Origin of the sequence: Microbacterium sp. ER1, assembly GCF_023383675.1 — a bacterium.
Classification (GTDB): Bacteria; Actinomycetota; Actinomycetes; order Actinomycetales; family Microbacteriaceae; genus Microbacterium.
The window spans coordinates 435,157-459,306 of record NZ_QCXO01000138.1; the positions used below are offsets into that span (position 1 = coordinate 435,157).

Annotated in this window: 29 protein-coding genes, 1 tRNA gene and 1 other RNA gene; 9 read left to right on the forward strand and 22 right to left on the reverse strand. The window is 69.1% G+C overall.

The window, feature by feature from the left end; all coding sequences use genetic code 11:
* The first annotated feature begins 21 nt into the window (after nucleotides 1–21).
* Together BV453_RS15460 and BV453_RS15465 are read left to right on the forward strand one after the other, a co-directional pair.
* Nucleotides 22–291: a hypothetical protein gene (locus tag BV453_RS15460; protein ID WP_126893022.1), complete on the forward strand. Its 270-nt coding sequence runs from the start codon at nucleotides 22–24 to the stop codon at nucleotides 289–291.
* A gap of 29 nt (nucleotides 292–320) precedes the next feature.
* Complete coding sequence (locus tag BV453_RS15465) at nucleotides 321–596, forward strand: hypothetical protein (RefSeq protein ID WP_025103251.1); 276 nt, start codon at nucleotides 321–323, stop codon at nucleotides 594–596.
* A gap of 197 nt (nucleotides 597–793) precedes the next feature.
* Here BV453_RS15465 and BV453_RS15470 read toward each other — a convergent pair.
* A tRNA-Lys gene (locus tag BV453_RS15470) sits at nucleotides 794–866 on the reverse strand.
* A gap of 155 nt (nucleotides 867–1,021) precedes the next feature.
* Between BV453_RS15470 and BV453_RS15475 the strand changes: the two genes are divergently transcribed.
* From BV453_RS15475 to BV453_RS15485, 3 genes are all read left to right on the forward strand, one after another.
* A complete protein-coding gene (locus BV453_RS15475) occupies nucleotides 1,022–1,819 on the forward strand; it encodes an inositol monophosphatase family protein (protein WP_249521991.1) in 798 nt (265 codons plus the stop codon).
* Nucleotides 1,820–1,835: 16 nt separating this feature from the next.
* A complete protein-coding gene (locus BV453_RS15480; protein WP_249521992.1) occupies nucleotides 1,836–2,384 on the forward strand; it encodes a hypothetical protein in 549 nt (182 codons plus the stop codon).
* Between the two features lie 94 nt (nucleotides 2,385–2,478).
* A complete protein-coding gene (locus BV453_RS15485; protein WP_172400131.1) occupies nucleotides 2,479–2,655 on the forward strand; it encodes a hypothetical protein in 177 nt (58 codons plus the stop codon).
* 56 nt (nucleotides 2,656–2,711) lie between these two features.
* Here BV453_RS15485 and BV453_RS15490 read toward each other — a convergent pair whose 3' ends face one another.
* Together BV453_RS15490 and BV453_RS15495 are read right to left on the reverse strand one after the other, a co-directional pair.
* Complete coding sequence (locus tag BV453_RS15490) at nucleotides 2,712–3,026, reverse strand: hypothetical protein (protein ID WP_249522087.1); 315 nt, start codon at nucleotides 3,024–3,026, stop codon at nucleotides 2,712–2,714.
* Between the two features lie 67 nt (nucleotides 3,027–3,093).
* Entirely contained in the window at nucleotides 3,094–3,321 is a 228-nt protein-coding gene (locus tag BV453_RS15495; protein ID WP_062634870.1) for a DUF2188 domain-containing protein, read from the reverse strand.
* Nucleotides 3,322–3,534: 213 nt separating this feature from the next.
* Here BV453_RS15495 and BV453_RS15500 point away from each other — a divergent pair, with 213 nt between their 5' ends.
* Nucleotides 3,535–3,879: a hypothetical protein gene (locus tag BV453_RS15500; RefSeq protein ID WP_249521993.1), complete on the forward strand. Its 345-nt coding sequence runs from the start codon at nucleotides 3,535–3,537 to the stop codon at nucleotides 3,877–3,879.
* A gap of 26 nt (nucleotides 3,880–3,905) precedes the next feature.
* On the opposite strand, the gene BV453_RS15505 is transcribed toward BV453_RS15500, so the two are convergent.
* Together BV453_RS15505 and ssrA are read right to left on the reverse strand one after the other, a co-directional pair.
* Nucleotides 3,906–4,412, reverse strand: coding sequence for a hypothetical protein (locus BV453_RS15505; protein ID WP_249521994.1), 507 nt, complete (start codon nucleotides 4,410–4,412; stop codon nucleotides 3,906–3,908).
* 129 nt (nucleotides 4,413–4,541) lie between these two features.
* Nucleotides 4,542–4,911, reverse strand: a transfer-messenger RNA (tmRNA) gene (gene ssrA, locus BV453_RS15510).
* A 142-nt stretch (nucleotides 4,912–5,053) separates the two neighbouring features.
* Here ssrA and BV453_RS15515 point away from each other — a divergent pair.
* Nucleotides 5,054–5,719, forward strand: a complete 666-nt coding sequence (locus BV453_RS15515) for an SIMPL domain-containing protein (protein WP_249521995.1) — start codon at nucleotides 5,054–5,056, stop codon at nucleotides 5,717–5,719.
* A gap of 10 nt (nucleotides 5,720–5,729) precedes the next feature.
* On the opposite strand, the gene hflX is transcribed toward BV453_RS15515, so the two are convergent.
* Nucleotides 5,730–7,241, reverse strand: coding sequence for a GTPase HflX (hflX, locus tag BV453_RS15520; RefSeq protein WP_126893028.1), 1,512 nt, complete (start codon nucleotides 7,239–7,241; stop codon nucleotides 5,730–5,732).
* Between the two features lie 66 nt (nucleotides 7,242–7,307).
* Here hflX and BV453_RS15525 point away from each other — a divergent pair, with 66 nt between their 5' ends.
* Complete coding sequence (locus BV453_RS15525; protein WP_025103235.1) at nucleotides 7,308–7,949, forward strand: class I SAM-dependent methyltransferase; 642 nt, start codon at nucleotides 7,308–7,310, stop codon at nucleotides 7,947–7,949.
* Between the two features lie 18 nt (nucleotides 7,950–7,967).
* On the opposite strand, the gene dapF is transcribed toward BV453_RS15525, so the two are convergent.
* The 13 genes from dapF to dapA form a co-directional block, all read right to left on the reverse strand.
* Nucleotides 7,968–8,840 carry a diaminopimelate epimerase gene (dapF, locus tag BV453_RS15530; RefSeq protein ID WP_085607334.1) on the reverse strand — a complete coding sequence of 291 codons (873 nt, stop codon included), beginning with the start codon at nucleotides 8,838–8,840 and terminating at the stop codon, nucleotides 7,968–7,970.
* Between the two features lie 9 nt (nucleotides 8,841–8,849).
* On the reverse strand, nucleotides 8,850–9,398 hold the full coding sequence (locus BV453_RS15535) for a dihydrofolate reductase family protein (protein WP_249521996.1): 549 nt from the start codon (nucleotides 9,396–9,398) through the stop codon (nucleotides 8,850–8,852).
* Between the two features lie 34 nt (nucleotides 9,399–9,432).
* Nucleotides 9,433–10,344: a tRNA (adenosine(37)-N6)-dimethylallyltransferase MiaA gene (gene miaA / locus BV453_RS15540; protein ID WP_249521997.1), complete on the reverse strand. Its 912-nt coding sequence runs from the start codon at nucleotides 10,342–10,344 to the stop codon at nucleotides 9,433–9,435.
* Entirely contained in the window at nucleotides 10,341–11,885 is a 1,545-nt protein-coding gene (gene miaB, locus BV453_RS15545; RefSeq protein ID WP_060921069.1) for a tRNA (N6-isopentenyl adenosine(37)-C2)-methylthiotransferase MiaB, read from the reverse strand. Before miaB ends, miaA begins: the two co-directional genes overlap by 4 nt.
* A gap of 49 nt (nucleotides 11,886–11,934) precedes the next feature.
* Complete coding sequence (locus BV453_RS16795; RefSeq protein WP_249521998.1) at nucleotides 11,935–12,408, reverse strand: regulatory protein RecX; 474 nt, start codon at nucleotides 12,406–12,408, stop codon at nucleotides 11,935–11,937.
* A gap of 389 nt (nucleotides 12,409–12,797) precedes the next feature.
* Nucleotides 12,798–13,844 carry a recombinase RecA gene (gene recA, locus BV453_RS15555; RefSeq protein ID WP_025103229.1) on the reverse strand — a complete coding sequence of 349 codons (1,047 nt, stop codon included), beginning with the start codon at nucleotides 13,842–13,844 and terminating at the stop codon, nucleotides 12,798–12,800.
* A gap of 261 nt (nucleotides 13,845–14,105) precedes the next feature.
* Nucleotides 14,106–14,330 carry a DUF3046 domain-containing protein gene (locus BV453_RS15560; RefSeq protein ID WP_249522000.1) on the reverse strand — a complete coding sequence of 75 codons (225 nt, stop codon included), beginning with the start codon at nucleotides 14,328–14,330 and terminating at the stop codon, nucleotides 14,106–14,108.
* 18 nt (nucleotides 14,331–14,348) lie between these two features.
* On the reverse strand, nucleotides 14,349–14,657 hold the full coding sequence (locus tag BV453_RS15565) for a helix-turn-helix domain-containing protein (RefSeq protein WP_025103227.1): 309 nt from the start codon (nucleotides 14,655–14,657) through the stop codon (nucleotides 14,349–14,351).
* Nucleotides 14,658–14,798: 141 nt separating this feature from the next.
* On the reverse strand, nucleotides 14,799–15,287 hold the full coding sequence (locus tag BV453_RS15570) for a CinA family protein (RefSeq protein WP_249522001.1): 489 nt from the start codon (nucleotides 15,285–15,287) through the stop codon (nucleotides 14,799–14,801).
* Nucleotides 15,284–15,859 carry a CDP-diacylglycerol--glycerol-3-phosphate 3-phosphatidyltransferase gene (pgsA, locus tag BV453_RS15575; RefSeq protein WP_249522003.1) on the reverse strand — a complete coding sequence of 192 codons (576 nt, stop codon included), beginning with the start codon at nucleotides 15,857–15,859 and terminating at the stop codon, nucleotides 15,284–15,286. Before pgsA ends, BV453_RS15570 begins: the two co-directional genes overlap by 4 nt.
* Nucleotides 15,859–18,573 carry a DNA translocase FtsK gene (locus BV453_RS15580; RefSeq protein ID WP_102209870.1) on the reverse strand — a complete coding sequence of 905 codons (2,715 nt, stop codon included), beginning with the start codon at nucleotides 18,571–18,573 and terminating at the stop codon, nucleotides 15,859–15,861. Before BV453_RS15580 ends, pgsA begins: the two co-directional genes overlap by 1 nt.
* A 91-nt stretch (nucleotides 18,574–18,664) precedes the next feature.
* Nucleotides 18,665–20,341, reverse strand: a complete 1,677-nt coding sequence (locus tag BV453_RS15585; RefSeq protein ID WP_025103223.1) for a ribonuclease J — start codon at nucleotides 20,339–20,341, stop codon at nucleotides 18,665–18,667.
* Between the two features lie 53 nt (nucleotides 20,342–20,394).
* Nucleotides 20,395–21,372, reverse strand: a complete 978-nt coding sequence (dapA, locus tag BV453_RS15590) for a 4-hydroxy-tetrahydrodipicolinate synthase (RefSeq protein ID WP_249522004.1) — start codon at nucleotides 21,370–21,372, stop codon at nucleotides 20,395–20,397.
* Between the two features lie 78 nt (nucleotides 21,373–21,450).
* Between dapA and BV453_RS15595 the strand changes: the two genes are divergently transcribed.
* Complete coding sequence (locus BV453_RS15595) at nucleotides 21,451–21,990, forward strand: NUDIX domain-containing protein (RefSeq protein WP_249522005.1); 540 nt, start codon at nucleotides 21,451–21,453, stop codon at nucleotides 21,988–21,990.
* A gap of 7 nt (nucleotides 21,991–21,997) precedes the next feature.
* Here BV453_RS15595 and BV453_RS15600 read toward each other — a convergent pair whose 3' ends face one another.
* The 3 genes from BV453_RS15600 to BV453_RS15610 are packed head-to-tail and all read right to left on the reverse strand — an operon-like array spanning nucleotide 21,998 to nucleotide 24,041.
* On the reverse strand, nucleotides 21,998–22,759 hold the full coding sequence (locus BV453_RS15600) for an SDR family oxidoreductase (RefSeq protein ID WP_249522006.1): 762 nt from the start codon (nucleotides 22,757–22,759) through the stop codon (nucleotides 21,998–22,000).
* Complete coding sequence (locus BV453_RS15605) at nucleotides 22,759–23,235, reverse strand: dihydrofolate reductase (protein ID WP_062634903.1); 477 nt, start codon at nucleotides 23,233–23,235, stop codon at nucleotides 22,759–22,761. Before BV453_RS15605 ends, BV453_RS15600 begins: the two co-directional genes overlap by 1 nt.
* Nucleotides 23,232–24,041, reverse strand: coding sequence for a thymidylate synthase (locus tag BV453_RS15610; protein WP_249522007.1), 810 nt, complete (start codon nucleotides 24,039–24,041; stop codon nucleotides 23,232–23,234). Before BV453_RS15610 ends, BV453_RS15605 begins: the two co-directional genes overlap by 4 nt.
* Nucleotides 24,042–24,150 lie beyond the last annotated feature (109 nt).

Below are 24,150 nucleotides of genomic sequence, written 5' to 3' on the forward strand. Positions count from 1 at the left end.
GAGGTTCGTACCGTGGAGCGCATGGGGAACCAGACGGGAATGACGACGACGCACATCGAGATCGATGGGCACGACTTCCTCCTGCCTCGCAGCACGGATGTCGCGGACCTCATGTCTCGGATCGAAGCTGCGGCGCGCTCGCAACCGACGTTCATCGACTTGGCGACCGGCGACGCTCTGACGAGCGTGCTCATCACCGCGCAGTCGCGTGTCGTCGTCTACCTGATCCGCGAGGACGCCGGCCACGACGCCCCCATCGACGTGCGCTCCACGCTCGACTGGGATCTCTGAGCAGCACGGTCCGCTCGTAGACTGGACGGATGCTCGTCGCCCTCATCCGCCCCCGAGGATCCATGACCGTCGACGTCACCGGGACATCCCTCGAAGACGTCCACGCCCAGCTCGATGCTCATCGTGAGCCGGGCTACGCGCTCACTTCCGCCCCGGTGCGCATGCTCAAGGGTGAGGCGAAGATGGAGGCCACGGGGACGTTCCAGCGCGTCGACGGCGTCGAGCAGATTGAGGCCGAGGACATGGCGGGCATCGAGGCGAAGGTCCCGGAGGGCTGGCAGCTGCTCTCCGTCCGCCGGGCCTGACGCGCGCGCCGCCCGCCGCCGCAACGCGCGTTTCCGATCCCCGCGTCGGCAGGTCGTCCCTCCCGCCCCATGCCGGTTCGATAAGGTGCCTCTCCCGGCCGCGAGAGGCACGGTTTCGATCCCGCCCTGAGCGATCCAGCCCCGAAACAGGCAGAGAAAAAGCCCCGGAGATGGCGAGATCTCTGAGGCTTGTTCCGTGCACCCCCAGGGACTTGAACCCTGAACCCACTGATTAAGAGTCAGTTGCTCTGCCGATTGAGCTAGAGGTGCGTGGCCCGGGATAACCCCGACCGAGGAATTACATTACCAGCGGTTGGCGCCGACACGAAATCCAGCGCGGCCCGGGCGTGGCTCGGGCGTTTCGCCCCCTCATCCTGGCCGATGGTCTCTGCGGGCGCCGTCGGGACGGCGACTATCCTGAGAGCGTGACCGCCACTCCCGACGCCGCCGACCTGCGCGCCGATCTCCAGCTCGCCCTTCGCCTCGCCGACGCCGCGGATGCCCAGTCGCTCCCGCGTTTCGACGCCGCCGACCTGGAGATCTCCACGAAGGCGGACCGCTCGCACGTGACGGACGCCGACCTGGCGACGGAGCGCGCGATCCGCCGGATCTTGGAAGAGGAACGTCCCGCCGACGGCATCTTCGGCGAAGAGTTCGGGGCTCAGGGCGGCACCGCTCGGCAGTGGATCATCGACCCGATCGACGGCACCGCGAACTTCCTCCGCGGCGTTCCTCTGTGGGGGACGATGATCGCCCTGGCGATCGATGGCGTGCCCCGTGTCGGCGTGGTCAGCATGCCCGCCCTCGGGCGGCGCTGGTGGGCCGCAGCAGGACGCGGTGCCTGGACGGTGAGCGACCGCACCGAGCGCCGTCTCGCCACCTCCACCGTCTCCTCGCTGGACGAGGCCAGCGTGAGCTTCCAGAGCATCGCGCAGTGGCGTGACGCCGGGCAGCTGGATGCCCTGCTGCGCCTGAGCGCGCACGTCTGGCGCGATCGGGCGTACGGCGACGTCTACGCCTACATGCTCCTCGCCGAAGGGCGACTGGAGGCGGTCGCGGAGTTCGATGTGAAGGAGTACGACATCGCAGCGGCTGTGGCGATCGTGAATGAGGCCGGTGGGCGCATGACGGCATTCGACGGCTCCGAGACGATCTCCGCCCGCTCGACACTCGCTACCAACGGCACCCTTCACGACGAGTTCCTCCGTCTCCTGCACGACTGACCACCCCGAGGCCACGATGACCACCCGACGACTCGCGATCCTGACCGGTCTCGTGCTCGCGGGAGCCGCCCTGACGGCGTGCACGGGTGGCGGCCCCCCTGAGCCGTCGGCGCCGGGCTCGGCTGCCCCCACGGGAGACGGCGGCGCGAGCGCGACACCGGGCGGGGACGAGCTCACGTGCGAGTCGATGATCTCCGAAGGCACCGTCGCGGCCCTCACCGACGCCGGCTGGACGGCAGAGCCACGCGAGTTCCGCGTCGGGGACGTCGAGCTGACGCAGGGACTCCTCTGCTTCTGGGCGGACTTCAGCGTGCCCTCGGACCACGGTCAGATGTACGGCTGGTCCCCCTTGTCCGCCGAGGAGGCGGAGCGCGCACAGGCGGGCCTCGAGGAGGAGGGGTGGCGGAGCGAGGAAGACGCTCAGGGCACGTACGTCACCGAGGACCCGCAGTTCGCCATGAGCACGGACGAGGACGGGTACGGCATGACGTATCTCTTCGGGGACGGCTGGGTGAAGGTCGCCGACACGAAGCAGGGACTCCTCCTCATCGAGGGACAGCACTGACGCCGCACACCACTCGGGCTGGTGTTGTCAAGCCGCTGGGCCTGAGGCCGCAGACGGACGAGGCTGGTGACATCCGTCGAGGAAAGGAATGCGCATGGGTAACGACAGCGACCGCAACGACATCAGCACCGAGCCCTCCCCCGGCCCCGAGGAGAACGACAACCTCGGCGCCGAGGACAACAAGGGCGAGCCGCGCACCGTTCCGCCCACGGACGGATCGGACGACGACGGCGACGACGTGCGCGCCGACGACCCGGACCGCTCGCACTGAGCCGCTCGTCCGGATGCCAGGAGCCCCGCCTCGCACGAGGTGGGGCTCCTTCGCTGTCACTCGGTCGTGGAGCCCTGGACGATCTCGTCGACGAGCGTGGTGCCTCCGGTGGAGTTCGCCGATTGCATGAGGTCGTCGATCCACTTCGGGTTCAGCTTGGGCGGCTCCCGCCCTTCGAACGTGAAGCGCAGCGGGATCGACGGATGCAGCCAGATCGTGGAGCGTCCGTACGCATCGCCCTCGGGGTGGGTCCACGACACCGTGAGGCTCTCGTTGCGTCGGAGCTTCGTCGCGATCACGACCTTGAGGTGCGCGAGCGCGCGGTCCTCGATGTGGAGCTGGCTCGTGCTGTCGTACATGATGAACCCCATGTGCGAATGGTAGGCCTCGCCCGACTCCGCCACCAGGGCCGTCATGCCGCGCCTCCCCACCCGCGTCTCAGCCGCGGACGTCCCTCGGGTCGTTGCCGTAGCTGTTCCGCTCCCCGATCGTGCCGTCCTCCCGTCGGATGAGGTGCTCGACCTGACGCGCCCGAGCCGTCTCCCGCCCGACGGCGACCGCCTCGTCCTTCGTGTCATGCGGCCCGCTGAACGTGTTCACCTCGCCCTGGACGCGATTGAACCAGCCGCCTTCCTGGTGGAACGTGTCGACATCGCCCTTCGGCATGGCGTCTCCCTTCGTCGTGGACCCCCTTGGTACCGCGCGACCGCAGTCGCCTCCGACCCCCTTGCGCGCGCGCCGGTTCGGTCGTACGCGCACCGCGCATCGGTCGCGTCCCCCGAAGAGGGGACAGACATCCGGTCACTCCGCCTGCGATCATCGCGATGAGGGAGTCGAACGGGCGGGCGCTGTCCCGCCGATCGGGGAAGGAGACTTCTGATGACGACCGACATCATCGCGGGGCCGTTCCTGACGGCGGTCCGCGAGGCCTGGGACCGTGGGCGGGGAACACTCATCGTCCCCCGGGTTTTCACCCTGACGCAGTTGGCGGCCGGAGCGGGGTCGCTGAGCGCAGAGGTCACCGACTCGACGGGGACCCGGTTCGGCTTCCGCGTTCCGCTTCCGGCAGCCGCCCGGTGGGAAGGGAGGGCACAAGGTGGTGAAGGCACGCCGGAGCACTGGGCGCTGTGGAGCGTCATCATCCCGCTCATGGAGGAGCTGGAGACGGACGCCGGGCGCCGCTTCGCCCCCGACGCCGACGGCGTCCGCTGGGTGACCGCATAGTCGACCGCGGTCACCAGCCGCGGAGCCTATCGCAGGCCGTCTTCGCAGTCGCTTCCCCGGCGGGCTTCCCACCAGAGCGCGTACTCGGGTCCCTCCGCGGTCTCGATCGTCCACGGTGGGAAGGTGATGAAGCGGTCGAGCGCGAGTGCCCACGAGCTGTCTGCTCTGGTCGATCCGGGGTCGTCGGCAGGAAGCTCGTCCTCTGTGGACCAAGACTCGGCCGGATGGGTCTTCGCCCATTCGTAGATGAGCTGGCCCGTCTGAGACCAATCGCGGTCGTTCATCTCTTCCGCGATCTCCGGGGGCATCGGCGCGCGGTGCGGGGTCCTGTAGTCGTAGGTACACGAGTACGTCCGCCCGTCGTCGCCGACATAGCTCAGCGCGATGGTCACGTTCGTGACGAGGTCCCCCCTCCGCCCCAGCACCCACGCTGCGGCGACGAGGAGCACGGCTGCCACCACCACCGCGATCACCGCGACGAGCCAGCCGGTGCGGCGCCGGCTCCGCACGGGCGGGCGGGGTTCGGACGACATCTTCCCATCGTAGCCAGCTCGACGTTCCGACCCCGCGGGGGTCTCTGCGGCCCGTTCCCCGACACGAAGAAGCCCGCCTCCCCGGATACATGACCAGGGAGGCGGGCCTCGTTCTGTGTGACAGCGACCTGGTGGAGCTGGGGGGAATCGAACCCCCGTCCAACGCTGAGTCTCCACGCCTTCTCCGGGCGCAGTCTGTGGAAGCGTTCTGCTCGGCTCCGACCTTTGTCACAGACACCTAAGTCGACAAGCCCAGCCTGGGAAGAGTCCCACGTGACGTCCAGACGCCGTCACGCAGCAAGATTCCTAGATGACGCCAGGATCCGTATCGGAATCACATACGGTCTGACGGACTATCGGGCTCGCTTAGGCAGCGAGGGCGAAGTCGTTGCGCTTGGATTCGGCAACTATTGTTTTGCAGAGAGCGTTTACGAGATAACTCTGCATCCTCGGCCCGCTTCTCGTGGATTCACAGGCGCTGTCGAAACCGATCAGCCCCGTGGTCCTTCTCTCGAAGGAGCCGCTGTCACACTGTGGAATTGTCAGCCTCGGACGACGAGCACCCGAGCATCACAGGATACAACGTTCCCGCCCGCGTCGCCATTCCACGCCGCCGGTGAACGTCGCGTAGAGTCGGCGCCATGAGCGATGTGACTGTCACCGTCCGCGGCGAGCACGAGGCCCGTCTGGCTCCGGAGCGCGCCACCGTCCGCGTCGCGGTCCGCGCGGAAGGTCCGGACCGCGCCGCGGTCGTCGACCATGTGATGCGCCTGGCCGAGCCCGTGCGGACCAGCATCGTGGGCCGCGTGGAAGCCGGCTCCGCTCTCGACTGGAGCAGCACCCGCCTCTCGGTCCGTGCGGAGCGCCCGTGGAACGCCGACGGGAAGCGTCTCGCCCCGGTCTACTACGCGAGCATCGACGTCACCGCGACCTTCGCCGAGGCGTCGGAACTGTCGGTCTGGATCTCCGACATCTCCGCCTGGGATGGCGTCGAGGTCGGCGGTGTCGACTGGCACCTCACCCCCGAGACCCGCGTTCGCGTGGAGCGAGAGGTGGCCACGCAGGCCGTCCACGTGGCCTTGACGAGAGCCGAGGCCTACGCCGCCGCGCTCGGCCTCGCCGACGTGGCTCCGCTGGAGATCGCTGATACCGGCCTGCTCTCCGCCACGGCGCCGACGCCCGGCACACCGCTGGGGAAGGCGCGCGGTGCCGTCGCTTTCGCGGCCGACACCGCGCCGGCCATGGAGTACGAGCCGCAGGACATCGTCCTCACGGCGACCGTCGAGGCGCGCTTCCTCGCTCGCTGAGCCTCCGCCGTCAGTCGCTGACGACGTAGGCCGCGAGGTCCGCGGCGAGACGCTCGGACACGTGCGCGTGCACCGCGGTCCCTGCCTCCTGGTGCTCGACGGACAGCAGCATCCCGGTCTCATGGATCGCCGCGACGAGGTCACCGCGGTCGTACGGGATCACGGCGTGGAGTTCGACGGCCGGCTTCGGCAGCGCCTCCTCGATCGCCGCGCGGAGTTCGACGATGCCCTCGCCGGACCGTGACGAGACGAAGTGCGCCTGCGGCTCCAGGCCGCGCAGCACGAGCCGCTCGTCCTCGGGGATGAGGTCGGCCTTGTTGAAGACGACGATCTCCGGCATGTCGCGCACGCCCACATCGCCCATCACGTCGCGCACGGTCTGCAGCTGGCCGGCCGGGTCGGGGTGCGAGCCGTCGACCACGTGCAGCACGACGTCCGCGTCACCGACCTCCTCCAACGTGGAGCGGAAGGCTTCGACGAGCTGGTGCGGCAGGTTGCGCACGAATCCCACCGTGTCGGTGAGCGTGTACACCCGGCCGTCTTCGGTCTCGGACCGACGAACGGTCGCATCGAGGGTCGCGAACAGCGCGTTCTCCACGAGCACGCCCGCGCTCGTCAGCGCGTTGAGCAGACTCGACTTCCCGGCGTTCGTGTACCCGGCGATGGCGACGGAGGGGATTGTGTTGCGCTTGCGTTCGGCCCGCTTCGCCTCGCGCGCGGGCGCGAAGTCGCGGATCTGCTTGCGCAGGAGCGCCATCTTCGTCCGGATGCGTCGGCGGTCGAGCTCGATCTTCGTCTCACCGGGTCCGCGCGAGCCCATGCCCGCGCCTCCGGCACCGACCTGTCCACCGGCTTGGCGGCTCATCGACTCACCCCAGCCGCGCAGGCGCGGCAGCAGGTACTCGAGCTGCGCGAGCTCGACCTGGGCCTTGCCCTCTCGGCTCTTGGCGTGCTGGCTGAAGATGTCGAGGATCACGGTGGTCCGGTCGATCACCTTGACCTTCACGACGTCTTCGAGCGCACGTCGCTGGCTGGGGGCCAGCTCGGTGTCGGCGATCACGGTGTCGGCGCCGACGGCGGCGACGATATCCTTCAACTCCTGCGCTTTGCCGCGTCCCAGGTAGGTGGCGGCGTCCGGGTGCGGACGGCGCTGCAGCACGCCGTCGAGCACGACGGCGCCTGCCGTCTCCGCGAGCGCGGCGAGCTCACGCAACGAGTTCTCCGCGTCCTCCTGGGCGCCCTGCGGATACACGCCGACGAGCACGACGTTCTCGAGCCGCAGCTGGCGATACTCGACCTCGGTGACGTCTTCGAGCTCCGTCGACAGACCGCCCACACGCCGCAGCGCATGCCGGTCCTCGAGGTCCCACTGGTCACCGTCCGCGGTCGAGTGCGCGGCCGTCGCTTCGTCCTGGAGCGCCTGCGCGGCGCCGAACATCCGCACCTCCGAGCGCTTCTCTGCGTTCGCCAGCACGCGGTCGACCGTCTGGTCGTCGGTGGAGGGTGTCTTCGTCTCCGTCATCCGTTCCTGTCTCTGGTTTCCTCGCGAGCCTTAACCTTAGCCCGCGCCGTCCGGTACGCTCACCGTATGGGGTCCGACCACTACTTCACTGCGGCCCCGGCTAGCCCCGAGAACCTGCGCAAGATCCGCGTATCCCTGGCAGGACGTGAGCTCGAAGTGACCACCGCGGGTGGCGTCTTCAGCCCGGATCGACTCGACGCCGGCACCGCAGTGCTTCTCGCCAACATGCCTCCGGTTCCACCGGGAGGTCATCTTCTCGACCTCGGCAGCGGGTGGGGGCCGATCTCCCTGTCGATGGCGCTGGCCGCTCCGCACGCGACCGTCTGGGCGGTCGATGTGAACGAGCGGGCTCTGGACCTCGTGCGTCGCAACGCCGCAGCCCTCGGCCTCACCAATGTCAACGCCGCACTGCCCCAAGATGTTCCCGCCGACGTGACCTTCCGCACGATCCGATCCAATCCCCCGATCCGGGTGGGGAAGAACGAGCTGCACGGTCTGCTCGAGAAGTGGATCCCGAGGCTCGACGAGCGCAGCGATGCGTGGCTCGTCGTCCAGCGGAACCTCGGCGCCGACTCCCTGCAGCGCTGGATCGCGGCGACCTTCCAGCCCGGCTACAGCGTCTTCCGGACGGCGACCGGCAAGGGGTACCGCATCCTCAAGGTGCGCAAGCACGGAACACCGCCGACGGAGCCCATCGACCTCGTCTGAGAGGTCCGCCCCGCGACCTCAGACGAGGTCGACCTCACCCTGATAGACGAGCTGCGCGGGCCCGGACAGGGCGACGTGCTCCCCGTCTTCGGCGGGGAACATGCGAACTCCGAGCGTGCCGCCGGGAACCTCGACCTGCCAGTTGTCGGGGGCCTGTGCGCCGGCCCAGTAGCGCACAGCGAGAGCCGTGGCGGCGACACCCGTCCCGCAGCTCAGTGTCTCGCCGACGCCGCGCTCGAAGACACGCATCCGCACGTGCCCGATGCCGTCGCGCACGAGGGGCTCACCGGGCACCACGAACTCGACGTTGGCTCCCGCGGGCGGAGCCGGCTCCAGCTCCGGCGTGCGGGTGAGTTCCAGCAGTCCGAGTTCCGCGTCCGAGGCCAGTGCCACCACGACGTGCGGGTTCCCGACGTCGATGCCCAGTCCCGGACGGGTGACGGTCAGCCCGTCCGCGCGCACCAGCGGGTCGTCTCCCGACAGCTTCCACGCGCCGAGGTCGACCTGATAGCCGCTCACGCTGCGGGTGACGTCACGGACGCCGGCTCTGGTGCCGATCGGGAGCGTGCTGCCGGGCTCGATCGCCGCGAGACCCGAGCGGACGAGGTAGTGGGCGAAGACCCGGATCCCGTTCCCGCACATCTCCGCGACGGAGCCGTCGGCGTTGCGATAGTCCATGAACCATTCGGCATCCGGCTCTTCTGCCAGGGCGGCTGCACCCTCCGGGATCGCGGACGAGCGCACGACGCGCAGCACGCCGTCCGCGCCGATGCCGAAGTGGCGATCGCAGAGCACGGCGACCTGCTCCGCCGTCAACTCCAGCTGCCCGTCGGGGTCGGCGATGATGATGAAGTCGTTGCCGGTACCGTGCCCCTTGGTGAATGCGACCATGGGACCAGTCTAGGGAGCCGACGACCCTGCGCCCGGCCGTGCGACGCGATAGCGCCCGCAGAGGAAGCTGCGGTTGCGAGCCACCTCGATCAGTTCCAGATCGAGCCGCCGCGGCAACAGCGGGGCGCCGCTCCCGAGGGTCACCGGTGCGTACTGCACCCAGACCTCGTCCAGCAGCCCCGCGTCGGCGAACTGCCCGGCGAGGTCTCCCCCGCCGACCACCCAAAGATCCTTGCCACCCGCGGCGTCGAGCATCGCGCTGTGCACGTCGCGGATGTCGGCACTCGTCACCCGGACATCGGCCCCGGCCGGCACCGCAAGGTCACGATGCGACAGCACCCACGTGGGCTGCGTGTACGTCCAGCGGCCCTCCTCATGGCGCATGACCCACTCGAACGTGGATGCCCCCATCACCAGCGCACCGATGCTCTTCTCAAAAGCGGGGTACGCCATCGGACCCTCCAGGTCGATGTCCTGGCTCAGCAGCCAGTCCAGGGAGTGCTCGGCAGTGGCGATGAAGCCGTCCAGGCTGGACGCGGTGAAGTAGTGAGTGGCCATACGCGCATGCTCGCACGAGCCACCGACATCGCGGTCAGTCCCGCAGCAGGTCGGCGACGGCCACGGGTGGCGTCACCCACTCCAGCTCCGGGTAGCGCTTGAACCACGACACCTGCCGACGTGCGTAGCGCCGCGTGAGCGCCTGCGTCTCGGCGATCGCCTCCTCGGCGGTGGAGCGTCCGTCCAGCTGTGCGAGCGCCTGCGCGTATCCGATCGCCCGCGGGGCTGTCGTCCCCCGCTCCAGACCGCGGTCCCGCAGCCCGGCGACCTCGGCCACCAGGCCGTGCTCCCACATCCGACGCACGCGCGCATCGAGGCGGGCGACGAGTTCGCCCCGATCCACGTGCAGCCCGATCAGACGCGTGTGCGGATACCAGAGCGTCGGCGTCTCGGGGAGGACGGCACCATGCGTCGCGCTCCCCTGCTCGATGATCTCGAGCGCGCGGATCACGCGTCTCCCGTTGCGCGGGTCCACTCGGGCCGCGGCCTCCGGATCGCGCTCGCGCAACCGCTGGAGCAGGGACCCGACGCCCTCGCGATCGAGTTCCTGTTCGAGACGCTCGCGGATGGCGGGGTCCCGGGGCGGGAAGTGGAACTCGTAGACGACGCTCGACACGTAGAGGCCCGATCCACCGACGAGGATCGCGTCTCCTCCCGCCGCGTGGATCTGCTGCACCGCCTCTCGTGCGAGCGGCTGATACCAGGCCACGGCAGCGTCCTGCGTCACCTCTCGCGCGTCGAAGAGGTGGTGCGGAATGCCGCGACGTTCGGCGACCGACAGCTTCGCGGTGCCGATGTCCATGCCGCGGTAGAGCTGCATGGCGTCGGCGTTGACGATCTCCGCCGGGTTGCCGCGCCGCCGGAGCTCCTCGGCGAGATCGAGCGCCAGATCGCTCTTCCCCGTGCCGGTCGCGCCGACGACGGCCCAGAGCCGAGGCGCGGTCACACTCCGACGCGGAGGGTCGGCAGGCCGAGGGAGACGGCGCGCGGAGCGCCGTCGCTCGGTGCCGGCACGGCGCACGACTCGGCCTGTCCCCGATCCCAGGCGTCCCCGCCACGCGTCCGGCGGATGCGGAGCGGGGCACCGGTCGGGTCGTCGGCGAGGAGGTGGAACGGCGCGGCGTGCGTCACCGTCACCGTGACGACATCACCGGGGCGCGGCAGCTCGGACCCGGGAGTGACCTCGAAGTGCACGAGCCGGTTGTCCTGCGCCCGCCCGGTCAGGCGACGCGTCTCGGTGTCCTTCTTGCCTTCGCCCGTGGACACGAGAACCTCGACCTCCCGGCCGACCTGCTTCTGGTTCTCCTCGAGCGAGATGCGCTCCTGGAGCGCGATCAGCCGGTCGTAGCGAGCCTGCACGACGTCCTTGGGCACCTGGTCCGGCATCGTGGCCGCAGGGGTGCCTTCGCGGATCGAGTACTGGAAGGTGAAGGCTCCGGAGAAGCGCGACTGCTCGACGACGCGCATCGTGTCCTCGAAGTCCTCCTCGGTCTCGCCGGGGAAGCCGACGATGATGTCGGTCGTGATGGCCGCGTGCGGGATGCGCTCGCGGACGCGGTCCAGGATGCCCAGGAACCGCTCGCTGCGGTAGGAGCGACGCATCGCCTTGAGGATCCGGTCGCTCCCCGACTGCAGCGGCATGTGGAGCTGCGGCATGACGGCGGGCGTCTCCGCCATCGCGTCGATCACGTCGTCCGTGAAGGCGGCGGGATGCGGGCTCGTGAAGCGGATGCGCTCGAGCCCCTCGATCTCGCCGGCGGCGCGGAGGAGCTTTCCGAACGCCTGACGATCCCCGAACTCCACCCCGTAGGAGTTCACGTTCTGCCCGAGGAGCGTCACCTCGATGGCGCCGTCCTCCACCAGCAGACGGATCTCGTTGAGGATGTCGCCCGGGCGACGGTCCTTCTCCTTGCCCCGGAGGCTCGGGACGATGCAGAAGGTGCAGGTGTTGTTGCAGCCGACGGAGATCGACACCCAGCCGCTGTGTGCGGAGTCGCGCTTGGTGGGAAGCGTCGACGGGAAGACCTCGAGGGACTCGAGGATCTCGAGCTCGGCGTCACCGTTGTGGCGCGCGCGCTCGAGGAGGCCGGGCAAGGATCCCATGTTGTGCGTGCCGAAGACCACGTCGACCCAGGGGGCCTTGTCGAGCACGGCCTGCTTGTCCATCTGCGCCAGGCAGCCGCCGACGGCGATCTGCATCCCGGCCTTGCGGCGCTTGACGGCGGCCAGGTGCCCGAGCGTCCCGTAGAGCTTCCCGGCGGCGTTGTCCCGGACGGCGCAGGTGTTGATGATCACCACGTCGGCCTCGGCTCCGGCCTCAGCGCGGATGTAGCCGGCGCTCTCCAGGGACCCGGACAGACGCTCGGAGTCGTGGACGTTCATCTGGCAGCCGAAGGTGCGCACTTCGTAGGATCGCTGGCGCCCGTCGTCGTCGACGGCCGCCGACGATGCGCTGATGATCGTCGGTTCACTGCGGGGGATAGTCATGATGCTCCCATTGTACGAGCGTCACCGAGAGCCGATCGTGTTCGAACCGTCAGTCCGAATCCACGAACCGGACGCCGGAGACGCCCCCGCCGAACGAGGCTTCCCGCAGCGCCGTCTTCGCCGCGTTCATGGCGACCGATCCCCCGTACCCGCGGCGCGACAGCTGCCCGACCAACCGGCGGAGCGCCGCGTCGGAGTCGAGGCGTCCCATCGAACGCGCTTTGGTCCGGGCGAACTCCAGTGCCCGCTCCGCGTCGTCGTCGGGCAGCTCATCGAGCGCGGCGTCGATGACCTCACGAGGAATGCCCCGCTGCGCGAGCGCTCGAGACAGCGCGACCCGCCCCTGGCCCTTGCGTTCGACGCCGGACGTGACGAGGAGTTCGGCGAGCACGGCGTCGTCGAGGTATCCGCGACGCACGAAGTCGTCGATCACGTCTTCGACGGCGTCCGTCGCAAGCCCGTGCCCTTTCAACACCAGCCGGGCCTCGGAGATGGACAGCGACCGCGTGCGGAGCTTCCGCACCAACGACTCCTCCGCCGTCGCTCGGATCTCCGCCGTCGAGGGGCCGTTCTCCGTGCTCTCGCCCCCTCCGGGCGATCGGGACGTATCGCCGACGGCGCGCAATGTGGTGGTCTTCCCGCCCCGGGAAGCAGCCCGCGCCGCGGCACCCCGGGCGGGGTGCCGCGCGCTGGGAGAACCGTCGTCGACCGACGGGGACCCTGCCGACGCGGGCTCGTGCCACGTCGACCGCCAGAGTCCCGCCGCGTCCGCGGGCGGCCCCGACCGCGCAGGCGGTGCGGACGACGACTCGTCTGCACCGCCACCGGCCGGATGCTCCGCACGCGTGGGTCCGCCGAAGAGAGGGATGATGGGGGCGATCCGCTCGGAATCGCCCCCACGCTGGTCACTCATCAGGCCGGGCGACGCTCGGCCAGCTCATCAGCACCCGGAGCCGCGGCCGGGCCGCCGATACCGAGCTTCTGCTTGATCTGACTCTCGATCGCCAAGGCGATGTCGGCGTTGTTGAGCAGGAACGTGCGCGCGTTCTCCTTGCCCTGGCCCAGCTGATCGCCGTCGTAGGTGTACCACGATCCCGACTTCTTGACGATGCCGTGCTCGACTCCGAAGTCGATCAGGCTGCCCTCGCGGGAGATGCCGACGCCGTAGAGGATGTCGAACTCCGCCTGCTTGAAGGGCGGGGCCATCTTGTTCTTGACGATCTTGACGCGGGTGCGGTTTCCCACGGCGTCCGTGCCGTCCTTGAGCGTCTCGATGCGGCGGATGTCCATACGCACGGAGGCGTAGAACTTCAGCGCCTTACCACCGGCAGTGGTCTCCGGGGAGCCGAAGAACACGCCGATCTTCTCGCGCAGCTGGTTGATGAAGATCATCGTCGTGTTCGTCTGGTTCAGACCACCGGTGAGCTTCCGCAGCGCCTGCGACATGAGGCGGGCCTGGAGACCCACGTGGGAGTCTCCCATCTCGCCCTCGATCTCCGCACGCGGCACCAGGGCCGCCACCGAGTCGACGACGATGAGGTCGATGGCACCGGAGCGCACGAGCATGTCGGCGATCTCGAGAGCCTGCTCACCCGTGTCGGGCTGCGAGACGAGAAGGGCGTCGATGTCGACGCCGAGCTTCGCGGCGTAGTCGGGGTCGAGCGCATGCTCCGCGTCGATGAATGCCGCGATACCGCCGGCCCGCTGGGCGTTGGCGATGGCGTGCAGCGTCAGCGTCGTCTTACCCGAGGACTCCGGGCCGTAGATCTCGACGATGCGGCCACGCGGCAGACCTCCCACGCCGAGGGCGACGTCGAGGGCGATGGAGCCGGTGGGGATGACGGCCACAGGGGCACGCTCATCGCTGCCCAGCCGCATGACCGAGCCCTTTCCGAACTGGCGGTCGATCTGGGCGAGGGCGGTCTCGAGGGACTTCTCGCGGTCGGCGGGTGATGGCATGGTGTGCTCCTTCTGCGCGTGTGCTGCCGCCTGTAGGCTGTCGCGGCTCTTCCGGCGGAAGGAACTCTCCGACAAGGCGTATGGCTTTTCAGCCTGGACCTCACGGTACGGTGGGCCTCCGACATTGCGTCGAAGGAACCGCGGATCGTGGGGATCAGAACCGTCTGACCACTTGTGCAGAAGACTACGCCCGGTTCGAACACATTTTCGACAACACGCCGGTTCGGCGTGTCGGACTTCCGCACACCCGGGAAGCCGCCGTCACCGGCCGCGCGGCTCCAGACGCCCTACGCCGTGGCGACGGGATTCCGGGACATCCATGTCGGCGCAGAGCGCGAGCCAGATGTTGCGCGGTGGTACCCCGGCTTCGAGAGCCTCGAGCGCCGTTCGTCCCCCCATGCCCGAGAGTACGAGGTCATTCACCAGCGAAGAGGCTCGGGCATGGAACTCGGCGTCGACGGCGCGCAGGAACTCACTGCGTCGCATCAGGGTGATCTCCGAGTGTCAGCGGAGCGAGAGCTCGGGCTCCACGGACGCGACCAGGTCGTCCGGAACGACGTCCGGGAAGACCTGGATGCCTTCGAGAACCGAGATGCGGTCCCCGACCTCGCGCATGATCGTGGAGATGGGGACGTCGAGCGCCTCCGCCACCGAGGCGAGGATCTCGCTCGAGGCCTCCTTCTGTCCGCGCTCGACCTCGCTGAGGTAACCGAGAGCGACAGATGCCTTGCTCGCGACCTGCCGGAGCGTCCGCCCCTTCTGCAGACGGAAGTCCCTCAGCACGTCGCCGATCTCCTGTCGTACAAGAATCATCGGAACCTCCTCCGCAGTTCGTGAATCGAGGTCTCCCTCGAAGAGACGGCCAGTCTAGTCCTCCTGGCTTGCACAGAATCTACCCTTGCACTCTGTGGTTTAAATGTGAGCACATCCGTATCAACATGACGCGGGGGGTCGCTATTCCCGCAGCGCAGCGGCCAGCGCATCGAGGACCGCCGCGACCGTCTGTGCTCGCACAGCGTCGCGGTCCCCCTCGAAGCGGAACGGCCGGGTCAGACTCACCGTCGGGGTGACCACGCCGACGTGGACGGTGCCCACGGGCTGCCCATCCGGAGACTCCGGGCCCGCGATCCCCGTGGTGGACACCCCGACATCGGAGGGGAGACCGTCCACCCCGACGGCCTCGCGCACTCCGGCAGCCATCTGCCGCGCGACCTCCGGGTGCACCGGCCCATATTGCTCCAGCAGGTCGGTGTCGACGCCGAGCAGCGTGTGCTTGACGGGGGTGGCGTAGGCGACGACGCCGCCGAGGAGCACGGCGGAGGCGCCGGGAACCGCGACGAGCGCCGCGCACACCGCACCGCCGGTGAGCGACTCCGCGACACCGAGGGTCCAGCCGCGCTCACGCAGAGCGTCCAGAGCCTCGGCCGGCGTCGTGCCGCTCATCGGCTCTGACGCGCGCCGCGCACCTGCGCGACGATGTAGTCGATCCCGCTGACGACGGTGAGCACGAGCACGATGACCATGAGGACGGTCGTCACGACGGTCCACGGGCCGAGCCCGATGAACACGTGCAGCGGCACGAGAGCCCAGCCGAGGGCGACGCCCTGGAACGCCGTCTTGATCTTGCCCATCCAGGCGGCCGCGACAACGTGCTCGCTCGCGACGACCAGCCGGTGGATGGTGATCCCCCACTCGCGGACGAGGATGATCACGACGATCCACCAGGAGACCTCGCCCAGGATCGCCAACCCGACGAATCCGGCGCCGGTGAGGAGCTTGTCCGCGATCGGATCCCAGAGCTTGCCGAAGTCGCTGACGATGTCGTAGCGACGTGCGAGGTAGCCGTCGACCCAGTCGGTCGAGATGGCGACGATGAAGAGGACGGCGGCGATCCAGCGCACGGTGAGATCGGCGAGGCCGTACGTCCCGCCGACGAGCAGGAGGACGAAGAACACCACGGCGAGCGGGATACGCGCCACCGTGATGGCGTTGGGGAGCTGCCGAGGGATCGCCATCAGTCGCGTCCCGTCAGTCCCCAGGCGTCTTCGTCGCCCTCCGCTTCGACGACCGGCAGGCCGTCGTACTGCGCCTCCAACGGGTCCCGTTCGGCCGGCGGCACCGCTGCGGCGGCGGGCGCAGCCGGAGCCGCGGGAGCCGACGGAACGTCTTCGCCGCGGAGCTTCGCCATGACCTGCGGCAACTGCTCGGGGGTCGCGAGCACATCGCGCGCCTTCGAACCCTCCGAGGGGCCGACGACCTCGCGCGACTCGAGGAGATCCATGAGGCGTCCGGCCTTGGCGAAGCCGACCCGCAGCTTGCGCTGCAGCATCGACGTCGATCCGAACTGCGAGGAGACGATGAGCTCGGCCGCCGCGAGCAGGAGCTCGAGGTCGTCGCCGATGTCCTCGTCGACCTCCTTCTTCTTCGCCGGCTCCATCGCCTCCTGGACGTCGGCACGGTACTCGGGACGCGCCTGACGCGTGACGTGCTTGACGACCGCGTCGATCTCCTTCTCGTCGACCCACGCACCCTGCAGTCGGAACGGCTTCGACGAGCCCATGGGCGAGAAGAGCGCGTCACCCTGTCCGATGAGCTTGTCGGCGCCGGGGCTGTCGAGGATCACGCGGCTGTCGGTGACGCTTGTGACCGCGAACGCGAGACGGGACGGCACGTTCGCCTTGATGAGGCCGGTGACGACGTCGACGCTCGGGCGCTGCGTGGCGAGCACCAGGTGGATGCCGGAGGCTCGGGCGAGCTGCGTGATGCGGACGATCGAGTCCTCGACGTCGCGCGGGGCGACCATCATGAGGTCCGCGAGCTCGTCGACCACGACGAGGAGGTACGGGTACGGCTTGAGCACCCGTTCGCTGCCCGGGGGCACCTCCACCTCGCCCGCACGCACGGCGCGGTTGAAGTCGTCGATGTGGCGGAAGCCGAACGACGCGAGGTCGTCGTACCGCATGTCCATCTCCTTCACGACCCACTGCAGCGCCTCGGCGGCCTTCTTCGGGTTCGTGATGATGGGGGTGATCAGGTGCGGGACACCGGCGTAGCTCGTCAGCTCCACACGCTTCGGGTCGATGAGGACCATGCGCACGTCGGACGGGCGCGCCCGCATGAGCAGGCTGGTGATCATCGAGTTCACGAAGCTGGACTTACCGGACCCCGTCGAGCCCGCCACCAGGAGGTGCGGCATCTTCGCGAGGTTGGCGACGACGAAGTTGCCGCCGACGTCCTTGCCGACGCCGATCGTGAGCGGGTGCGTGCTCTTCTGCGCGGCCGCCGACCGCAGCACGTCGCCGAGGGCGACCGTCTCGCGGTCGGTGTTCGGGATCTCGATGCCGATCGCGCTCTTGCCGGGGATCGGCGAGAGGATGCGCACGTCGTTGGAGGCGACCGCGTAGGCGAAGTTGTTGCTGAGCTGCAGGATCTTCTCGACCTTGACGCCGTGGCCGACCTCGACCTCGTACTGCGTGACCGTCGGACCGCGGGAGAAGCCGGTGACCTTGGCGTCGACCTTGAACTGGTCGAGGACGCTGGTGATCTGCTCGACGATGCGGTCGTTCGCCTCCGAGCGGGCCACCGAAGGCGGTCCCTCGGACAGCACGCCCGGCGACGGGAGGATGTAGGGGGCCACGGGGGCCTGCGGACCGCGGTCGCCGGGGCCCTCCGTGCCGAAGCCGTCCAGTCCGGGCAGCTCCGGCATCTCGCCGGTGTCCGACTCGTCGTCCAGCAGCGCGGTCGTCTGCTGCTCCGCGAGCGCGTCCGTCACGGAGCGCACGTCGCTGAGCACCTCGGTCGCCGCGTCGTACGGGTTCGCCACCGTCACGGCCTGGTCGTATGCCGGCGTGGCCTCCGTGGTGGACAGGAGCGCGGTGATGTCGTCGGACGCGAGCGTGCCCTCGTCGGGGTCTTCCTCGCGACCGGTCTTGTTGCGTCGCCACCAGGGCAGCACGTCCGGGTCGTCGACCTTGTCGGCCTCGTCGACCGCGGCCGCGGTGTCCTTCGCCGGCTTCTCCGGGCGCTCCGCGTCGAACATCCACGCGTAGAGGTCTCCCAGGCGGGCACCGATGCGGTTCGGCGGCGTCTTCGTGAGGATGAGGATGCTCAGGGCGGCGAGCAGCCCGAGGATGAGGTACGCCGGAATGTCGGTCAGGTACGTCAGGGGCTGCCCCACGAGCCATCCGAGCAGACCACCCGACTCGCTCAGCGCGGGCATGCCCTGGTTCGGGTGGGGACGAGGGCCGGCGACGTGGAAGATGCCCGCCAGAGCGAGCACGAACATCCCGAAGCCGATCCCGATGCGCCCGTTGTCGTGCACGGACGACGGGTGCCGGAACAGCCATCCCGCCAGGAGGAGCAGCAGCACCGGCATGATGAAGGCCACCCGACCGACGAAGAGCCCCACCGAGTAGGCGCTGATGTTCGCCGCGACCTCGTTGCCGATGAAGAACCACTCGTTGACGGCACCGAGCGCCGCCAGGATCACCAGCAGGAACGGGAATCCGTCCCTGCGGTCGTCCTTCTGCAGCGTCTCCGGCCCGAAGGCCCGGAAGAGTCCGCCGACGCCGTGCGCGAGCCCGTTCCATGCGCGCGCGGCGACGGGCGGCTTGTCCGCCTCGTCGATGTACTTCTTGGGTGCGGGCTGCGCCTTCGGAGCCGCCTGCCGCTTGGGGCGCGACGGGGCGCTCGTCGAGGCGCGCTCGGTCTTGGTGCTGCTCCTGGCCATGCCTCCACGGTACGACCCGCGACCGACATCTCCGCGTCACCACGCGGAACTCGACGATCACGGCGCGCGACGGCACGCCGTGATCGGAGGGTCAGGCCTCGATGACGAGAGGGACGATCATCGGGCGCCGACGCAGCTTCTGGTTCACCCAGCGGCCGATCGTCCGACGGACGACCTGCGACAGCGCGTGCGTGTCGCGCACACCGTTGCCGGACGCCTCCTTCAGCGCGGCGACGATCTTCGGAGCGACGTCGTCGAACACGGCGTCGTCCTCGGCGACGCCGCGCGCGTGGATCTCCGGCCCCGAGATGATGCGCCCGGTCGCGGCATCCACGACGACGATGACCGAGATGAACCCCTCCTCGCCGAGGATGCGGCGGTCCTTGAGATCGGCATCGGTGATCTCGCCGACGGTCGAGCCGTCGACGTAGACGAACCCGAGGTCGAGCTGCCCGGCCACCCGGGCGACGCCGTCTTTCAGGTCGATGACGGTGCCGTTGGAGGCGATGATCGTGTTCTGCTCGGGGATCCCGGTGTCCTGGGCGAGCTTGGCGTTGGCGATCAGGTGCCGGTACTCCCCGTGGACAGGGAGGACGTTCTTCGGCTTGAGGATGTTGTAGCAGTAGAGCAGCTCGCCGGCCGCGGCGTGCCCCGACACGTGCACCCGCGCGTTGGCCTTGTGCACGACGTTCGCGCCCAGCTTCGTGAGCCCGTCGATGACGCGGTAGACGGCGTTCTCGTTGCCCGGGATGAGGCTCGACGCCAGGATCACGGTGTCGCCCTCGCTGACCTCGATGGCGTGGTCCATGTTGGCCATGCGGCTCAGCACGGCCATCGGCTCGCCCTGCGAACCGGTCGACATGTAGACGATCTGCTCGTCCGGGAGGTCGCGTGCCTTCTTGAAGTCGATCAGGACGCCCGCCGGCACCTTGAGGTAGCCGAGCTGCTCCGCGATCGTCATGTTGCGGACCATGCTGCGGCCGAGGAACGCGACCCGACGCCCGTGCGCGTGCGCGGCGTCGATCACCTGCTGCACGCGGTGCACGTGGCTGGAGAAGCTCGCGACGATCACGCGGCGCGGAGCCTTGCCGATGACCTGGTCGAGGACCGGGCCGATGGAGCGCTCCGTGGGCGTGAAGCCGGGGACGTCGGCGTTGGTGGAGTCGACGAGGAAGAGGTCGACGCCCTCCTCCCCCAGGCGCGAGAACGCGCGCAGATCGGTGATGCGGCCGTCCAGGGGCAGCTGGTCCATCTTGAAGTCGCCGGTGGCGAGGGCCATGCCCGCGGGGGTGCGGATCGCGACGGCCAGCGCGTCCGGGATGGAGTGGTTCACCGCGACGAACTCGAGGTCGAACGGCCCGACCTTCTCGTGCTGGCCTTCCTTCACGGTCAGGGTGAAGGCCTTGATGCGGTGCTCCTTCAGCTTCGCCTCGACGAGGGCGAGCGTCAGTCCGGAGCCGATCAGCGGGATGTCGCTCTTCAGCCGCAGCAGGTACGGAACCGCCCCGATGTGGTCCTCGTGCCCGTGCGTCAGCACCACGCCCACGATGTCGTCGAGACGGTCACGGATCGGCTCGAAGTCCGGGAGGATGAGGTCGACGCCGGGCTGGTGCTCCTCCGGGAAGAGCACCCCGCAGTCCACGATGAGGATCTTGCCCGCGTACTCGAACACGGTCATGTTGCGACCGATCTCCCCCAGGCCGCCGATCGGGATGACCCGGAGCGTCCCTTCGTCGAGAGCGGACGGTTCGGCCAGGGGAATGGACATGCTGTCTCCTCAGTCGGACACTCCACGCGTCCGTTCGTTCATGGTGACGCGGCTCAGCGCGTCGTGCCGTGCACCTTCGGCAGGGCGCCGCCCGCGGCCGCGTTGCGGTCGGGCCGGAAGTTCGAGAAGTCCGCCCCCGGCACGCCGCTGACGAGATCGAGCTCGTCCTCGATGAGGGCGGCCTCCCACTCCTCCGGGCCGACGAGGGGAAGGCGGACACGCGGACTGGAGATGCGGCCCAGCCCGTGCAGGATGTACTTCGCGGCGACCGTGCCGGGGACGTGCGTCATGACGGCCCGGACCAGCGGCTCCAGTCGCTTGTGCTCGGCGGTCGCGGTGGCGAGGTCGCCACGGTTCACCGCGTCGATGATGGTCCGGTACGGAGCGGCGGCGACGTTCGCCGTCACGCCGATGAGGCCGGTCGCGCCGATCGAAAGGTGCGGCAGCACGTTCGCGTCGTCACCGGAGAAGTACATGAGGTCGGTCTGGTTGAGCACACGGCTCACCTCGGAGAAGTCGCCCTTCGCATCCTTCACGGCGACGATGTTCGGGTGCTTGGCGAGCCGGAGGATCGTCTCGTACTTGATCGGGACACCGGTCCGCCCGGGGATGTCGTACAGGATGACCGGCAGGTCGGTCGCATCGGCGACGAGCCGGAAGTGCGTGAGGATGCCCGCCTGCGTCGGCTTGTTGTAGTACGGCGTGACGATCATGATGCCGTCGGCGCCGGCCTTCTCGCTGGCCTTGTACAGCTCGATCGCATGCGCGGTCTCGTTCGATCCGCCACCCGTGATGATCTTCGCGCGTCCCGACGAGACGGACTTGCCGACCTCGACGAGCTTGAGCTTCTCCGGGTCCGTCAGGGTCGAGGTCTCGCCGGTCGTTCCCGTCACGACGATGCCGTCCGCGCCTGCGGTGATCACGTCATCGATGTGCTTCTCGACGGCGGGCCAGTCGACTTCGCCGTCGGCCGTCATCGGAGTGACGAGCGCGACGAGAACCTGTCCGAAGGGGTTGCCCGAGTGCGTCATGCGTCCAGCGTATCGGGTCGGATGCCGCTGTCGCGGACGGGTCCGGTCCTCCTCCCCTGTCGGCCGTAGGCTCGCACCATGGGTTGGATCACGCACGCCTCACGCACGACCTACGAGAACGCCTGGATCCGCGTCCGGGAGGACGACGTCACCGGACCGGGTGGCCGGGGCGTCTACGGCGTCATGACGGTGCGGAACCCGGCGGTGTTCATCGTCGCGATGGACGCCGACGACCGAGTCTGCCTGGTCACCGTCGATCGCTACACGATCGGCCCGTCCGTCGAGGTGCCCGCCGGCGGCACCGACGGCGAGGACCCGCGTGCCGCCGCGGAACGCGAGCTCCTCGAGGAGTCCGGGCACCGGGCGCTCCGGTGGGAGCTCCTCGGCACGACCCACGCGCTCGACGGCGTCGCGGAGGCCACGGAGCACGTCTTCCTGGCCCGGGAGATCGAGCGCGTCCACGATGCGGTCGACAGCCGCGCGGAGGAGGGCATCGACACCGTGGAGTGGGTGGCGTTCGGCGAGGTCCTGCGGATGATCGCCGACGGCCGCATCACGGACGGCGAGACGATCGCCGCCATCGCCCTCGCCGGGATCCGTCTCGGGCGGTTCCGCTGACGGCGGGTCAGACCCGACCCCGGCGGGCGACCGCCGCGGTGAGGGACCGAGGCAGCACCTTCGTCGCGGCCACGACGGCCTTGTACCGCACCGAGGGGATGGACACGGCCTTGCCCCGCGCCGCGTCGCGGAGCCCCTCGCGCACGACGTCTCGGGCATCGAGCCACAGGAAGGTCGGCACGCCCTCCTCGCCGACCGCGAGACCCATCCGCTCATGGAAGGAGGTGTGCGTGAAACCGGGGCAGAGCGCCGTGACGCTCACGCCGTCCGGGCCGTAGGCGGTGTTCGCCCACCGGCTGAAGTCGATGAGCCAGGCCTTGCAGGCGGAGTACGTCGACCGCGAGATGAAACCGGCCACCGAGGCGACGTTGATGATCCGACCGCCCCGCCCCCGCATGGTCTGCAGGGCCGCGTGCATCAGGCGCATGGAGGCCTCGACGTGCACACGCAGATGCCGCACCTCGTCCTCGATGTCGTTGTCGGCGAACTGCAACGGCAATCCGAAACCGGCGTTGTTCACGAGCAGGTCGATCGGATCGTCCCGATCACGGAGCCGAGCCGCGACGAGCTCGACGCCGACCTCCTCGGACAGATCGGCCGGGAGCACCTCGACAGCCACTCCCCACTCGCCGCGCAACTCCCCCGCGAGAGCCGAGAGCGACTCCTCCGAGCGGGCCACGAGCACGAGGTCGGCGCGTCGACGTGCCAGCTGACGGGCGAACTCGGCGCCCAGCCCCGCGCTGGCTCCGGTGATCAGTACGGTGGGCATCAGCGCTCGTACCTCAGGAAGCGATACCGGACGCCGGTGCGGGACGTCTGCCAGTCCCCCTCGTCCACCACGCGCCACCCGGTCTTGGGCGGAGCGAACGTGTCACCGTCGACCGTGAGGTCGAGCTCGGTGACCTCGAGCCGGTCGGCGTCGGCGATCACCTGACGGAAGATCTCCGCACCGCCGATGATCCACACCTTCTCCTGGCCGCGCACGGCCTCGGACACCGTGGACGCACGGCGGGCGCCCTCCGCCGTCCAGTCCTGCTGGCGGGTCACGACGATGTTGTCGCGACCGGGCAGGGGGCGGAATCGCTCGGGCAGCGAGTCCCAGGTCTTGCGTCCCATGACGACCGGAGCGCCCTGCGTGGTCTCCTTGAAGTGCGCCAGATCCTCCGGCACGTACCAGGGCATGCCGCCCTCGGCGCCGATCACGCCTCCGGCGGCCTCGGCCCAGATGAGCCCCACCCAGGTCATACCGCCACCGCCGCCCTGATCGGTGCGTGGTGCTGGTAGTCCTCGACGACGAAGTCCTCGAACCGGTAGTCGAGGATCGACTCCGGCTTCCGCGCGAAGCGCAGCGTCGGGTACGGGTAGGCCTCTCGCGTGAGCTGCTCGCGCACCTGCTCGACGTGGTTGTCGTAGACGTGGCAGTCCCCGCCGGTCCACACGAAGTCGCCGGGCTCCAGCCCCACCTGCTGCGCGATCATCATCGTCAGCAGCGCGTAGGAGGCGATGTTGAACGGGACGCCGAGGAACATGTCCGCGCTGCGCTGGTAGAGCTGGCAGGAGAGCTTTCCGTCAGCGACATAGAACTGGAAGAGCGCGTGGCACGGCGCGAGGGCCATATCGGGGATGTCTGCGGGGTTCCAAGCGGAGACGAGCAGGCGCCGTGAGTCGGGTGAGCGTCGGATCTGCTCGATGACCTCGGTCAGCTGATCGATGCTGCCGCCGTCGGGTGTCGGCCAGGAGCGCCACTGGACGCCGTACACCGGGCCGAGGTCGCCGTCCTCGTCCGCCCACTCGTCCCAGATCGAGACGCCGTTCTCCTGCAGCCAGCGGACGTTGGAGTCGCCCCGCAGGAACCACAGCAGCTCGTACGCGATGGACTTGAAGTGGACGCGCTTCGTGGTGATGAGGGGGAAGCCCTGCGCGAGACCGAAGCGGATCTGCCGCCCGAACACGCTGGTGGTCCCGGTCCCGGTGCGATCGCTCTTGTGCGTGCCCGTCTCGAGCACGTCGCGGAGCAGGTCTTCGTACGGAGTCGGGACAGCGGCGCTCATGGTTGTCAGGATACCCGCCCCGCTCCCGGCGGGGGCGGTGGCCGTGACGCGATCCGCACGTCACGGACCGAAACATCGCGACGCTTCTGCGATCACGGCTCTAGCCTCG

What these genes read in the sequence shown, in the direction of transcription:
- BV453_RS15460 (WP_126893022.1), top strand. Translation starts at nt 22, where the DNA reads ATGGGGAACCAGACGGGAATGACGACGACGCACATCGAGATCGATGGG.
- BV453_RS15595 (WP_249522005.1), top strand. Translation starts at nt 21,451, where the DNA reads ATGGGTTGGATCACGCACGCCTCACGCACGACCTACGAGAACGCCTGG.
- BV453_RS15480 (WP_249521992.1), top strand. Translation starts at nt 1,836, where the DNA reads ATGACCACCCGACGACTCGCGATCCTGACCGGTCTCGTGCTCGCGGGA.
- BV453_RS15535 (WP_249521996.1), bottom strand. Translation starts at nt 9,398, where the DNA reads ATGGCCACTCACTACTTCACCGCGTCCAGCCTGGACGGCTTCATCGCC.
- BV453_RS15565 (WP_025103227.1), bottom strand. Translation starts at nt 14,657, where the DNA reads ATGATTCTTGTACGACAGGAGATCGGCGACGTGCTGAGGGACTTCCGT.
- miaB (WP_060921069.1), bottom strand. Translation starts at nt 11,885, where the DNA reads ATGACTATCCCCCGCAGTGAACCGACGATCATCAGCGCATCGTCGGCG.
- BV453_RS15580 (WP_102209870.1), bottom strand. Translation starts at nt 18,573, where the DNA reads ATGGCCAGGAGCAGCACCAAGACCGAGCGCGCCTCGACGAGCGCCCCG.
- BV453_RS15500 (WP_249521993.1), top strand. Translation starts at nt 3,535, where the DNA reads ATGACGACCGACATCATCGCGGGGCCGTTCCTGACGGCGGTCCGCGAG.
- BV453_RS15495 (WP_062634870.1), bottom strand. Translation starts at nt 3,321, where the DNA reads ATGCCGAAGGGCGATGTCGACACGTTCCACCAGGAAGGCGGCTGGTTC.
- dapF (WP_085607334.1), bottom strand. Translation starts at nt 8,840, where the DNA reads ATGGTCGCATTCACCAAGGGGCACGGTACCGGCAACGACTTCATCATC.
- hflX (WP_126893028.1), bottom strand. Translation starts at nt 7,241, where the DNA reads ATGACGGAGACGAAGACACCCTCCACCGACGACCAGACGGTCGACCGC.
- dapA (WP_249522004.1), bottom strand. Translation starts at nt 21,372, where the DNA reads ATGACGCACTCGGGCAACCCCTTCGGACAGGTTCTCGTCGCGCTCGTC.
- BV453_RS15600 (WP_249522006.1), bottom strand. Translation starts at nt 22,759, where the DNA reads ATGCCCACCGTACTGATCACCGGAGCCAGCGCGGGGCTGGGCGCCGAG.
- pgsA (WP_249522003.1), bottom strand. Translation starts at nt 15,859, where the DNA reads ATGGCGATCCCTCGGCAGCTCCCCAACGCCATCACGGTGGCGCGTATC.
- BV453_RS15560 (WP_249522000.1), bottom strand. Translation starts at nt 14,330, where the DNA reads ATGCGACGCAGTGAGTTCCTGCGCGCCGTCGACGCCGAGTTCCATGCC.
- BV453_RS15570 (WP_249522001.1), bottom strand. Translation starts at nt 15,287, where the DNA reads ATGAGCGGCACGACGCCGGCCGAGGCTCTGGACGCTCTGCGTGAGCGC.
- BV453_RS15585 (WP_025103223.1), bottom strand. Translation starts at nt 20,341, where the DNA reads ATGTCCATTCCCCTGGCCGAACCGTCCGCTCTCGACGAAGGGACGCTC.
- BV453_RS15465 (WP_025103251.1), top strand. Translation starts at nt 321, where the DNA reads ATGCTCGTCGCCCTCATCCGCCCCCGAGGATCCATGACCGTCGACGTC.
- BV453_RS15525 (WP_025103235.1), top strand. Translation starts at nt 7,308, where the DNA reads ATGGGGTCCGACCACTACTTCACTGCGGCCCCGGCTAGCCCCGAGAAC.
- BV453_RS15515 (WP_249521995.1), top strand. Translation starts at nt 5,054, where the DNA reads ATGAGCGATGTGACTGTCACCGTCCGCGGCGAGCACGAGGCCCGTCTG.
- BV453_RS15490 (WP_249522087.1), bottom strand. Translation starts at nt 3,026, where the DNA reads ATGGGGTTCATCATGTACGACAGCACGAGCCAGCTCCACATCGAGGAC.
- recA (WP_025103229.1), bottom strand. Translation starts at nt 13,844, where the DNA reads ATGCCATCACCCGCCGACCGCGAGAAGTCCCTCGAGACCGCCCTCGCC.
- BV453_RS15605 (WP_062634903.1), bottom strand. Translation starts at nt 23,235, where the DNA reads ATGACCTGGGTGGGGCTCATCTGGGCCGAGGCCGCCGGAGGCGTGATC.
- BV453_RS15505 (WP_249521994.1), bottom strand. Translation starts at nt 4,412, where the DNA reads ATGTCGTCCGAACCCCGCCCGCCCGTGCGGAGCCGGCGCCGCACCGGC.
- BV453_RS15610 (WP_249522007.1), bottom strand. Translation starts at nt 24,041, where the DNA reads ATGAGCGCCGCTGTCCCGACTCCGTACGAAGACCTGCTCCGCGACGTG.
- BV453_RS15485 (WP_172400131.1), top strand. Translation starts at nt 2,479, where the DNA reads ATGGGTAACGACAGCGACCGCAACGACATCAGCACCGAGCCCTCCCCC.